We start from the raw sequence: 12,235 nt of genomic DNA, 5'->3' as shown, positions 1-12,235 counted from the left end.
TGCTGATGAAAAAAGGCCGGCCTTCATGTAAAATGAAGGAAGATATGATTTATAAATAATGACAAGGAGTACGATGCCTGATGAAAACAGCGGTGTTGACTGATAGTACGGCATACATACCTGAAGATATACGTAATAAGCATAATATACATATGGTTCCTTTAAACGTGATAATTAATGAGGAATCATACCGGGAAGAAGTCGATATCCAGGCAGGCGATTTTTATGAAATGATGCGTAACAGTGAGGAGCTGCCTAAAACATCCCAGCCATCGGTCGGGCTTGTGACAGAGAAGCTGGAAGAGCTTGCCCGGGAATATGATGCAGTTGTGGCCATCCATCTTTCCAGTGGAATAAGTGGAACTTATCAGGGGACTATTACTGCCGGTGACATGGTAGAAGGGATTGAGGTTCACCCTTTTGATAGCGAATTAAGTGCGATGATGCAGGGTTTTTATGTACTGGAGGCAGCTGAACTGGCAGACAATGGGGCAACCCCTGAACAAATTCTGGCACGCCTTAAGGAAATGAAGCAGACGATTCGTGCTTATTTCATGGTCGATGATCTGACTAACCTCTATCGAGGCGGGCGCCTTACAGGAGCACAGAAAATAGTCGGCAGTTTGCTGCAGGTTAAGCCTGTCCTCCATTTTGTCGATACAAAGATTGTCCCGTTCGAAAAGATCCGGACAAGAAAAAAAGCGGTCAAGCGGATTCTATCCTTGTTTGAAGAGGATGCAGCAAGTGGAGATGCCATCAAAGCCACTGTTATCCATGCAAATTGCCTGGATGATGCAGAACTAATCAAACACGAATTGGAGGAACGTTTTCCGAATGTAGAGGTAACCATCAGCTATTTCGGACCAGTTATCGGAACTCATCTTGGTGAAGGTGCACTGGGACTCGGCTGGTATAAAAAATAAAGGGAGGGAGCTTCCCCTCCCTCTTCCTAATTGGAGCGATGAAGAATTGAATAATCTAACCCTTGCCTTCCGTAATTATTTTTCCAATGACTTCTCCTGGATTCCCTCACCTCTTAAACAGCCACCAGTCCTCCCTTCATTTATTAACCCTTCTCTTGACACCTATTTAACTGGAAAGCTTCTATTAAAAACAGAAATCTCTTTAAACAAACAACAATTAAATGAACTGATTTCCTTAGGTTTGCTAGACGAAATTCCTGCTATTGAAAAGCACACATGGGGGCATCGATGCCGCCGGTGCGGCAATCAAAAAAGCTATTTATTTGCAAGGCTACCGGGTAATGTGGTCTATTGCCGTAAATGCATCGTTATGGGGCGTGTGTCGGAACAAGAACATTTATATGCCTGGCGGAGCCCTGTGAGTTGGGATCGGTACCCTCATGCCTGTCAGTGGACCAGTGAGCTCACAACCTTTCAACAACAGGCGGCAGATCGTATCATTGAAGCGATACAAGAAGAAAATCAGCGTTTGCTGGTCTGGGCTGTTTGTGGTGCTGGAAAAACAGAAATGCTATTCCCTGGCCTGAGTCTTGCATTCTCTCAAGGTAAAAGAGTCTGCCTGGCGACTCCCCGCGCGGATGTCGTTAAAGAGCTGCTTCCCCGTTTTGTATCTGCCTTTCCCGATGTATCGATCCAGGCACTATATGGGGACAGCCCCGATAAACAAGGTAATGCCCAGTTTATTATTGCGACAACCCATCAACTGTTGCGCTACGGGCGAGCATTTGATGTGATGATCATCGATGAGATCGATGCCTTTCCTTATCATGCTGATGCATCTTTGCCTTATGCGACTGAAAGAGCTGCTAAAGATCAAGCCTCCTTCATCTATTTGACCGCTACTCCCCGACCGAAGCATGAACGGGAAATCAACCGAAAGAAACTACCAGTTATATTTGTGCCACGACGCTTTCATGGCCACCCGCTTCCTGTTCCCCGCTTTACTGCTGCCTTCGACTTTAAAAAATCACTCAAAAAAGACATGCTTTCACCAAAGGTTTGGGACTGGCTGGGGCGTCGTAAAAGACCGGACCGCCAACTCCTCATCTTTGTTCCCACCATCCCTAATGCTGAAAAGATAGAAAAAATCCTTGCACAGCAATACAAGAGAGTCACTTGCGTACATGCGTCAGATTCAGATCGTCAAGAAAAAGTGAACCAATTCCGCAAAAACGAATATGACGTGTTAGTGACAACGACGATATTGGAGCGAGGTGTTACTTTTCCCTCTGTGGATGTCATCGTTTTAGACAGTGGCCATGTGGTATTCGACCAGGCTGCCTTAATCCAGATAGCGGGGCGGGCAGGGCGAAGCTCGAGAGACCCCGACGGTGAAGTCATCTTTTTTCATCAGGGTAAAACCGATGCCATGGTAAAGGCAGTGGAAACCATCCTTAAGATGAACCGGTTAGGAAGGGGGAAGTGATGTGCGTTGCCTGAATTGTTCCTGTGTGATATTACATCAAGTGACTTGGTCCAATCTATTTTCGCTCCCCAAGAAACATGTTGTGTGTAACGCCTGCGAGGTGCAGTGGGAAAAAATTACCGGAGCGAAGTGTTTATCCTGTTCTCGTCCCATGGGGAAGTCCGGACTCTGTCCTGATTGTACACGGTGGGAGGAAGACGATATGTGGAGCGGTGTCCTTGATCAAAACATTTCTATCTTCCACTATAATGAGCAAATGAAAGATATTATGGCACGTTGGAAGTACCGTGGCGATTATATTTTGGCAGATTTGTTTCGTGAAGCTATTCAAGATGAATTTCAAGAGCACTTCATGGGAGAAGATGTGGTTGTTGTCCCGATCCCGTTAAGCGACGAGAGGATGGAAGAAAGAGGGTTCAACCAGGCAGACGCGTTAGCAGGATTCATTCAGGCTCCCAGGGAACTGGCACTGACCCGCCTTCATGGTGAAAAGCAATCGAAAAAATCACGGCAGGAGCGGATGGAAACGGTCAATCCATTTCTGCTGGCAAAGCCAGTCCACCAGGCTGTTCTTTTAGTGGATGATATATATACGACTGGAATGACCTTGAGGCATGCAGCTAAATTGTTAAAAGCAAACGGGACACCGAAAGTTTTCTCCTTGACTTTAATTAGAAGTGGTTGAAAGTTATCAATTAGACGGGAGGTGACGATATAATAAGTAGAAGATTTTTTGGGGGGAAAGTGTTATGACTGGGGAGTTGAGGAATTGTCCAAGATGCGGAGCGGTTTTTGTTAAATCGTTTCGTTCCATTTGTTCCGATTGTTTCCAGGAAGAAGAAAAAGACTTTCAAATGGTTTATGATTACATTCGCAAACGCGAGAACCGCCAGGCGACTGTGACGGCAGTGGTGGAAGCTACTGGGGTAGCAAATGAGCGTATCATGCAGTTTGTGAAAGAAAAAAGATTGCTGACGGCCCATTTCCCGAACCTGCACTATAACTGTGACAGGTGTGGGGTACCTTTGCAGCAGGGGAGGCTGTGTGAAGACTGCAGAACCTCGTTGTATGAGGTGTGGCAGCGGGCTGACGAGAAAGCTGTTCCGGAATCCCCTCCTGAATCCAGGACCTATTACAGTTTGAAAAGGGGTAAAAAGTAATATTAAATAATGGCTTTGATTAACCGATAAATAGAGTAGAATGAGTGTCGGAAGCAATAATGAGTGAGGTGAATGGGAATGAAAATCAATGGTCCGAATCATACCAATTTGAACCCTTATCAAAAGCAGTTGAACAAACAGACAGAAATCAAGAAAGCTTTACAGCAGGAAGATAAGGTAGAAATATCCCATCAGGCAAAGAACCTGCAGGAAAATGCCAGGCCTGATGCAGCACGTGAGAAAAAAGTAGCGGAAATCAAACAAGCGGTTGATCAAGGTGAATATAAAATAAACGCGGAGAAAACTGCACAAAAAATGATCCAATTCTGGAACAGCCGTAAGTAAGGGGGACCAATGGTGTCCATCACTAAAGTCAATGAACAAATGAAAAAGTTGAAGCAATTGCATGAAAGTCTATTATATTTGTCCCGCGAAAAAACAGAGCTGTTAAAACAAGGGGAGACAGGGAGTCTTCAGCAATTATTGACCAAAGAGCGGAAACATATCCAGGCGATTACTAAAATAGAGAACGAACGCATGGATACTGTTACAGACTGGTGTCGCAAGCAAGGTATAGTATTAGAGGCTCCAACCTTATCAGAACTGCTTGGGTTTCTGGAGGACAGTAAAGAAAAAAACTTGTTGCAATCGTTATTTGAAGAGCTGGTCTTTCTTGTCTCCGAATTGAAACAGCAGGAACAGCTCAACGCTGAATTGACGAAGCAATCACTGCAATTTATTCATTTATCGCTGGATATGCTGCAGCCAAGCCTTAACAATATGAATTACAACAAACAAACCGGAGTTTCTACCAAAGAAAAAAGGTCTGTTTTTGATTCGAAAGCGTAAGAGAGGAGTCTATTTTACATGTCGACATTCCATGGCTTAGAGGTAGCTAAACGCGGATTGTTCACCCAGCAGTCCGCTTTACATACGACCGGGCACAACATTGCAAATGCTAATACACCTGGCTACACACGCCAGCGAGTCAACTTTGAACAGACTGCGCCATATCCGCCAGCTTCGAGAAACCGTCCGGAAATCCCGGGACAAGTTGGAAGCGGTGTGCAGGCGGGCTCCATCGAGCGTGTGCGTGAACAATTTTTAGATATTCAGTTTCGAGGAGAGGCAAATAAGGCTGGATACTGGGAGTCAAAGGCTGACTCTATTAGCAAGATGGAAGAAGTCATGAATGAGCCGAGTGAACAGGGGCTTTCTAAAACGATGGACCGTTTTTGGCAATCATTACAAGACTTAGCGACCAACCCGGAAGATGCGGGGGCAAGATCTGTCGTACGCCAGCGCGGGATAGCCGTCACGGAAACTTTCAATTATTTGTCTCGCTCCTTAGAAGGTATTCAAAAGGATTTAGAAAACGAAATAGATGTAACAGTCAAAGATGCCAATTCACTGCTTACTCAAATCGACCAGCTCAACCAGCAGATAGGGAATGTCGAACCCCACGGTTATCTGCCAAATGATTTGTATGACGAACGCGACCGCTTAATTGATGATTTATCACAATTGGTGGACATTGAGGTTAATTATGAAATGAGTAATGGCAAGCCGGATGCAATGGCGATGGGTCAAGCGACTATTCAATTAGTGAACGGAACGGAAAAAGATATGCTCGTGAATGGCAAGCCGGGGCAAGGGGAGTCACGGGTCTACCACTTGAATGCTGAGATTAAAGATGTTGAGGGTAGAAGTGTGGGTACAGGTTTTTCATTGTCTCCTAAGGATGGCGGTGGGGATACGAAAAATCTGGATACATATCATTCCCAGGGAAAATTACTCGCACTTAAAGAGGCTCATGGTTATCAGAATAGTAAGGGAGAATCGCGCGGTATGTATCTTGATATGCTGGCGGATTTAGATAAAATGGCTTACGCTTTTGCGACAGAATTTAACCAAGTCCACCAGGATGGAGCCACATTAAAAGATATTGAGAATAATACAAATGATGAAAACCCTTTAGTCAGTTCTCAACCGTTCTTCACAGATGGGAGCTCCCAGCTTCCAGAAGAAGGTACGATGAATGCAGGACTGGCTGGCCGATTGGATATTCATACTGATATTAAAGAGGACACAGACAATATTGCTGCTGCGGCAAAGGGACAGCCATATGCTGGAGATGGCTCGAACGCTCTTGCTTTAGCCGGTGTGAAGGATGCTGAATTGGCTGACCTTGGCGAAGCGACAAGTTTGAAAAGTTACTACGAGGGAGTCATCGGAAAAATGGGCGTCGAATCCCAGGAATACCAGCGTCTCCAAAATAATGCAAGCACCCTCAAAGAATCTGTGGAACAGCGCCGACAGTCTGTCAGTGCAGTCTCCCTTGACGAAGAAATGACCAATATGATCAAGTTTCAGCACGCCTATAATGCTTCTGCCAGAAATATGACAGCAGTGGATGAGATGCTGGATAGGGTCATCAATCAGATGGGATTAGTAGGAAGGTAGGTGAATGATTGATGCGGGTGACACAAGGAATGTTAAGCAACAATATGCTAAGGCATCTTAGCAACAGTTACGAACGGATGGGTAAATACCAGGAGCAGCTTTCAACGGGGAAAAAAATCAATCGGCCTTCCGATGACCCGGTTGTTGCGATGAAGGGAATGAATTATCGTACGCAGTTGAACGAAGTCCAACAGTTTCAGCGTAATCTCGGTGAGATGCATAATTGGATGGAAAACTCGGACAGTGCGATGGATAAGGCGACCCAAGCAATGCAGCGTGTACGCGAATTGACCGTCCAGGCGAGCAATGGTACTTACGACCAGGGCCAAAGGGAAAATATCGCTAAAGAAATTGGCCAGCTGAAGGACCATATGATTGATATTGCCAATACAAAAGTAAACAATAAATATATTTTCAATGGCAATGATACCCTGAATGCTCCGGTTAATGTGTCAGAAGAGAATCCGCCTGGAGCAGCTCCCAGCCCCTTTAAGGTAAGTAATAATTCCGGAGAAGTGATGATAGAAATTTCCAAAGGCAACTCCTTAAAAGCCAATATCGATCCAACCAAGGTCTTTTCCGGTCAATTGTTTGCAGATCTTCAAGGGCTCGAAAATGCTTTGAACGGGAACGATGAAAGCAAGTTAAATGGGTACTTGGATACTATTGATGGCCATATTAATAACATTGTGGATGAACGCGCGGATTTAGGAGCAAGGATGAATCGCGTGGAGCTGGTAGAAGATCGTCTGTCGCAGCAGGAAATTACGGCTACCAGGATTCTTTCTGAAAATGAGGACGCTGATATCGAAAAGGTTATTACAGAGCTCAAAACGCAGGAAAGTGTGCACCGTGCTGCCCTTGGAGTAGGTGCTCGTATCATCCAGCCAACATTGATGGACTTTCTACGATAAGCTATCTGACTTCAGGTAGCTTTTTTTATACTATAGGAAAGTTTAACTTTGTTAAAGGATTAAAGGATAAGAAAATACTAAGGCTTTCGCCATAAGTACTTGGCGACAAGCCGAGTTTTTCTAATAAGAGGTGAGAAGGTGAATTTTCCTCAAATCAGACTTTCCAGTCAACGTGCAGCAATCAACATAGAAATCCAGCCGGCCAGACAGTCCATCGGGCAGCCGAAAGCCCAGCAGAGTATCCAGCAGCCAAAAGCAGATATGTCGATCAGGCAGCGCCCAGGGAAACTGACGATTGACCAGTCCAATGCCTGGCATAACCTTGGTTTGAAAAGTTCACAGGTCAGAACAAGGGAGACCGCTGAGCACGCCAGGAAAACATTGTTGGAAGGTATTGCAACAACATCGCGGGAAGGGGATGAACTGATGCGGATAGAACAGGGAGGCAATCCCATACCCGATCAGGCAGCCCGTAATGCGGTTTGGAACTTTGATTATCAGCCTGGGGGGATGCCGGCTTATGATCTGGTTGAATTGAATTATCAAGCTCAGCGTCCTGAAATTAATATAACGCGTAACACGCCGGTGATTGAAGCAGTACCGCAAAAAGTACGACACGATTACAAGCCTGGTAAGGTGGATGTTTCGATGGATAAATATGCTTCATTGAACATTGACTTTGAGAATTTAACTTATAAAGGTTATCGATTTGAAACTGAAATATAAGGGTGAATACATATGAAGATAGTAACGAAGTTTTTTGGGGAATTGACTATAGGAAGAAAAGAAATTATTGACTTTCCGGCCGGACTGCCCGGTTTTGAACAGGAAAAAGCGTTTGTGCTCTTGAAAATGGAAGATGAAGGGGTCTATCAAGTCCTGCAATCAGTTCATCGTCCAGAAGTTGCCTTGATTGTCACGAATCCATACTTGTTCTTACCCAATTATGAGTTTGAAATTGAATTACAGACACAAAAGCTATTGAAGATAGTATCTCCTGAAGATGTTATAATTCTATCAGTGGTTACCTTAAGAGATCCATTCTCGAAAACTACGGTGAACCTTCAGGCTCCACTAGTAGTGAACTATAATAAAAATATAGGAAAACAAGTGATATTGAATGATACCTCCTACCACACGAAACATTTGCTCGCTTCTTTTAGAAAGGAGGCCGTACAGCATGCTGGTGCTGAATCGAAAAATAAATGAATCGCTGAAAATTGGTGATGAAATTGAAGTGAAAGTGATCGCCGTAGAAGGCGATCAAGTGAAAATTGGTATAGCTGCACCGAAGCATATTGATATTCACCGGCAGGAAGTCTATGAGAAGATTACTGAAGAGAATCAGGAAGCCATGCAAGCTCCGGCAGACTGGATGGATTTCCTTAAGAACGGTGGTAAAACAAAGGAATAGGTTAAGGGGGGAATATATTGGCCTCAGAAATATCTTCCTTACATAAGAAAAAGGGGTTTTTGGGATTCTTAATTCTGTCGATTACAATCATATGGGGCTATGCCTGGGCACTCATGAAAGCATCACTTGATTTCATGGGGCCTTTTACTTTTTCTGCGCTTCGTTTCGGTACAGGGACAATGACGATGTTTTTAGTGTTATTGATATTCAAAGTGGGGCCACCGCCAAAAGATCAATGGCGCCATTTGGCTATCATTGGTCTGTTGCAAACGACGGTGGTGTTTTTACTGGTGATGTATGGACTCCGGTTTGTAGATGCTGGCAAATCATCCGTTCTGCTTTATTCCATGCCGATATGGAGCAGTTTGCTCGCTGCCAAATTTTTAGGTGAAAAAATACAGAAAATGAAAGCGGCAGGACTTACTTTAGGAATGATCGGTCTTATAACTATATTGGGGTGGGACGTACTTATCGATCAGAACATGACAGTTTTAACAGGGGAAGTATTGATTATCCTTGCCGCGATTTCATGGGGAGCCTCCAATGTCTACTATAGAAAAAAGTTGAAAAATATCACCAACCTCCAGGTTTCCGCCTATCAGATGTTATTCGGTTCTATCGGTCTGTCGCTCGCTGCCTTCATCATGGAATGGGGAGAACCGCTTCATCTCACTCCGAAAAGTATCTATTATGTATTATTTACTGGTGTACTGGCATCAGCCCTATGCTTTACACTCTGGTTTATTATATTGAACAACATTGATATGGTGACGGCAACTCTATCAACTTTGTTAGTCCCGGTCTTTGGCATGTTTTTTGGAGCAGTATTATTAAATGAACAACTGACCCCTACCATCATTCTAGGCTCTATTTTCATACTTTCAGGCATAGCTATCTCCCAGATTTTTAAAGAGAAACCTCTGCCCCAGCACCTCCAGTAAATGGAGTGTACAGGGGGGAGGTTCTTTTTTGTTGCACTTTAAGAAAGTTTTACTTTGTTAAAAGATTAAAGTATAAGAAAATACTACGGCTTTCACCATTATTACTTGGCGACAAGCCTTTTTCTAATTGAATAACTTCAACTCCTTTTGGTTTCAACCGATATAAAATATAAATTGAATAAAGGAGTGGGATGGTTGTGAACGTGGAAAAAGTCTTTTCAAGTTCTCAACTCCTGCAACAGTCCAGTCATCATTCACGTTCAACTTCAGTTCAGGATGATATAACTGTAGAAGAAAATACGAAAGCTACAAAAGTAATTCATGAAGAACCTCATAAGAATTTAGATAAACATAAAACAGAAGAAATAGTCGAGGGGCTTAATGAATTTCTTGAACCGGCAAATACATCTTTGAAATTCGAGTTCCACGATAAACTGGATGAATACTATGTAACCTTGATTGATACGAAGACGAAAGAAGTAGTGAAGGAAATGCCACCCAAACGTCTGCTTGATATTTACGCGGCAATGGCTGAATCCCTTGGCTTCATCGTCGATCATAAAATATAAGGTGGTGCAATGGATATGCGTATAGGTGGTTTAGCTTCCGGAATGGACATCGACGGCATTGTCAAAGATCTCATGAAAGCGGAACGGATGCCGCTTGATAAAATGGAACAGGATAAAACGTGGCTGACATGGCAGCGGGATGCCTATCGGGATGTTAACAAACAGTTACTAGAGCTTGATAATCTGACACTGGATATGAAGCTTCAGCGTACATTCAACTCGAAAACTACTACTTCTTCACAGGAAGGAGCGGTCTCCGCGACGGCTACGGCGAGTGCTTCATCAGGAAGTTATAATGTAGAAGTGGAACAACTGGCATCGTCGGCTATCAACATCAGCCAAAATGGAATAACCTCTGTGGGAACGACATTCGACCCTGACGCCCCGCTAAAAACTGCTGCGCCTAATTTGAAGAATAGTGCAGGGTTTGATTTCAGTACCGATCCGACCGTGGAAACAGAGTATGAGTTTTTTACTTTTAAAGAGGACGGAACTCCTGTACAGCAAACTTTTACGGTTTCAGGGAACGAATCATTGAATGATATTTTAAAGAAAATAACTGAAGCTGATAATGGCGTCCGGGCTTTCTATGATTCACAGGCGGACAAAGTAGTACTCGAGCGCACGGAAACAGGTGATTTCAATCAAGACCCCTCTGTTTATTTAGGAGCTGAAATTGGGTTTGATTCCTCTACCAATAGTAGTTTCTTTGTTGACCTATTAGATATTAAAAATGGTATTCAACAAGCTGATGGGACTTGGGATAAAGCAGAACGCGGAGGAGATAACGCTGTATTCACCTATAACGGTGCTTTGGGAATCGAATCATTCGAAAATAGTTACACCTTAAATGGGGTTACGTTTAATTTCAATAACATCACACACGGCCAAGCTAAAATCAATGTAACCAGTAATACTGAGGCATCATTAGAGAAAATCACGAAGTTCGTTGATAAATATAATGGCATTATCGAAAGTTTGAATGAAAAAGTCGGGGAACGAAGAAACCGTGACTTTAAACCATTGACCGAACAACAGCGGGAAAGCATGGAAGAGAAAGAAATCGAATTATGGGAAGAAAAAGCGAAGAAAGGGATGCTTAGTGGTGATGCCGCTATACGTGGTGCATTGTCTGAAATGCGTAACAACTGGTATAACACGGTGGAAGGAGCGGGCGAGTATAATCACCTGGCTCAAATTGGCATCACTACTTCCCCTAATTACCGTGATGGCGGTAATCTGCTGATCGATGAAGACAAGCTGCGAGCTGCGCTGAGGGAAAATCCTGATTCAGTCCATCAGCTGTTCGCGGCTGATGAGGAAGGAACTGGAAAAGGTATTGTCCGGAGACTGGAGGATACTTTGGATCGCACTGTGGAAGCTATTGAAAAGAAAGCAGGAAAGTCTACCAGTCTGGATAATAATTTTGTACTTGGGAGACAGTTGAAGAATATCAACGAACGGATGAATGCTTTTCAGGACCGGTTGATTCAAATAGAAGATCGCTACTGGTCCCAATTTACCCAGATGGAAAAAGCAATTCAGAAAATGAATTCCCAATCTAATTATTTGATGCAACAATTTGGTGGAGGATTTTAATGAAGGAGTGTAATTATGTCGATACAAGCTTACCAGACGAATTCAGTTGAAACAGCTTCCCCTGGGGAACTGACATTAATGCTCTACAATGGATGCTTGAAATTCATCAAGTTAGCAGGAAAAGCGATGGACAGTAAAGACTTTGAACAGAAGAATATCAATATCCAAAAGGCTCAGAAAATCATTCAGGAACTGATGGTGACCCTTGACCCTGAAGTGTCTATTTCAAAAGAGATCATGCCCCTATATGACTATATCAATCGCCGTCTGCTGGATGCTAATCTGAAAAATGATACAACCATATTAGGAGAAGCAAGTGAATTGGTAGGTGAATTGCGTGATACGTGGAAAGAGGTCATCCGCAAGACAAGGCAGGACCAGTTTGGTAAAGGCGGCAATGCATAGTGGGGCATATCACTGAATTTCATCAAATGACAGTAAGTCTGAATGAACGATTACAGACACCTTTTTCTTCCACTGACCGCCAGCAAATATTAGACGAAGTGACCAACTTGATTAATAGGCGTGGGGATATCATTCATCTATTAAAAGACCCGGTCAATGAAGAAGAGAAGAGATTATTGCAGGAAATTTTGTTGATGGAAGTGCATATACAAGAGCGCTTGGAAAAAAAATTCGAACATTTGAAGACGGATATGCGCCTTCATAAGAAACAGGAGACATCTACCAGGAAATACTCCAATCCTTATCAGAGCGTAAAAGGCTATGACGGTATGTTCTTAGACCAAAAAAAATAGTGGAATCA

At 43.5% G+C, this 12,235-nt stretch carries 16 protein-coding genes and 1 pseudogene; all 17 read left to right on the top strand.

Annotated features, from left to right (window positions below):
* The first annotated feature begins 80 nt into the window (after positions 1-80).
* Positions 81-923: a DegV family protein gene (locus ACGTN9_RS05940; RefSeq protein ID WP_499591435.1), complete on the top strand. Its 843-nt coding sequence runs from the start codon at positions 81-83 to the stop codon at positions 921-923.
* A pseudogene (locus ACGTN9_RS05935) lies at positions 886-1,266 on the top strand (hypothetical protein); the annotation flags it as partial. The gene ACGTN9_RS05940 and the pseudogene ACGTN9_RS05935, both read left to right, overlap by 38 nt.
* A gap of 75 nt (positions 1,267-1,341) precedes the next feature.
* The gene (locus ACGTN9_RS05930; protein ID WP_499591641.1) at positions 1,342-2,409 is read left to right on the top strand and encodes an ATP-dependent helicase ComFA; all 1,068 of its coding nucleotides are present in this window, start codon (positions 1,342-1,344) and stop codon (positions 2,407-2,409) included.
* A 202-nt stretch (positions 2,410-2,611) separates the two neighbouring features.
* Entirely contained in the window at positions 2,612-3,094 is a 483-nt protein-coding gene (locus tag ACGTN9_RS05925) for a ComF family protein (protein ID WP_499591434.1), read from the top strand.
* 64 nt (positions 3,095-3,158) lie between these two features.
* Positions 3,159-3,569 (top strand): TIGR03826 family flagellar region protein, encoded by a 411-nt coding sequence (locus ACGTN9_RS05920; RefSeq protein WP_499591433.1) that lies wholly within the window; start codon positions 3,159-3,161, stop codon positions 3,567-3,569.
* Between the two features lie 78 nt (positions 3,570-3,647).
* Positions 3,648-3,914, top strand: a complete 267-nt coding sequence (gene flgM / locus ACGTN9_RS05915; protein WP_499591432.1) for a flagellar biosynthesis anti-sigma factor FlgM — start codon at positions 3,648-3,650, stop codon at positions 3,912-3,914.
* A gap of 12 nt (positions 3,915-3,926) precedes the next feature.
* Complete coding sequence (locus ACGTN9_RS05910) at positions 3,927-4,418, top strand: flagellar protein FlgN (protein ID WP_499591431.1); 492 nt, start codon at positions 3,927-3,929, stop codon at positions 4,416-4,418.
* Between the two features lie 18 nt (positions 4,419-4,436).
* Positions 4,437-6,032 (top strand): flagellar hook-associated protein FlgK, encoded by a 1,596-nt coding sequence (gene flgK / locus ACGTN9_RS05905; RefSeq protein ID WP_499591430.1) that lies wholly within the window; start codon positions 4,437-4,439, stop codon positions 6,030-6,032.
* An 11-nt stretch (positions 6,033-6,043) separates the two neighbouring features.
* Entirely contained in the window at positions 6,044-6,946 is a 903-nt protein-coding gene (gene flgL / locus ACGTN9_RS05900; RefSeq protein WP_499591429.1) for a flagellar hook-associated protein FlgL, read from the top strand.
* A 138-nt stretch (positions 6,947-7,084) separates the two neighbouring features.
* On the top strand, positions 7,085-7,672 hold the full coding sequence (locus ACGTN9_RS05895) for a DUF6470 family protein (RefSeq protein ID WP_499591428.1): 588 nt from the start codon (positions 7,085-7,087) through the stop codon (positions 7,670-7,672).
* A gap of 12 nt (positions 7,673-7,684) precedes the next feature.
* Positions 7,685-8,155, top strand: a complete 471-nt coding sequence (gene fliW, locus ACGTN9_RS05890; protein ID WP_499591427.1) for a flagellar assembly protein FliW — start codon at positions 7,685-7,687, stop codon at positions 8,153-8,155.
* Positions 8,127-8,360 (top strand): carbon storage regulator CsrA, encoded by a 234-nt coding sequence (gene csrA, locus ACGTN9_RS05885; protein WP_499591426.1) that lies wholly within the window; start codon positions 8,127-8,129, stop codon positions 8,358-8,360. The genes fliW and csrA overlap by 29 nt, the downstream gene beginning before the upstream one ends.
* A 17-nt stretch (positions 8,361-8,377) precedes the next feature.
* Positions 8,378-9,301: a DMT family transporter gene (locus ACGTN9_RS05880; protein ID WP_499591425.1), complete on the top strand. Its 924-nt coding sequence runs from the start codon at positions 8,378-8,380 to the stop codon at positions 9,299-9,301.
* A gap of 197 nt (positions 9,302-9,498) precedes the next feature.
* On the top strand, positions 9,499-9,870 hold the full coding sequence (gene flaG / locus ACGTN9_RS05875) for a flagellar protein FlaG (RefSeq protein ID WP_499591424.1): 372 nt from the start codon (positions 9,499-9,501) through the stop codon (positions 9,868-9,870).
* Positions 9,871-9,879: 9 nt separating this feature from the next.
* The gene (locus ACGTN9_RS05870) at positions 9,880-11,469 is read left to right on the top strand and encodes a flagellar hook-associated protein 2 (RefSeq protein ID WP_499591423.1); all 1,590 of its coding nucleotides are present in this window, start codon (positions 9,880-9,882) and stop codon (positions 11,467-11,469) included.
* Positions 11,470-11,484: 15 nt separating this feature from the next.
* A complete protein-coding gene (gene fliS, locus ACGTN9_RS05865; protein WP_499591422.1) occupies positions 11,485-11,874 on the top strand; it encodes a flagellar export chaperone FliS in 390 nt (129 codons plus the stop codon).
* Positions 11,874-12,227: a flagellar protein FliT gene (fliT, locus tag ACGTN9_RS05860; RefSeq protein ID WP_499591421.1), complete on the top strand. Its 354-nt coding sequence runs from the start codon at positions 11,874-11,876 to the stop codon at positions 12,225-12,227. Before fliS ends, fliT begins: the two co-directional genes overlap by 1 nt.
* Positions 12,228-12,235 lie beyond the last annotated feature (8 nt).

Source organism: Halobacillus sp. B23F22_5 (genome assembly GCF_043497085.1).
Lineage (GTDB): Bacteria > Bacillota > Bacilli > Bacillales > Halobacillaceae > Thalassobacillus.
This window is presented reverse-complemented; position numbering and strand designations above follow the sequence as displayed.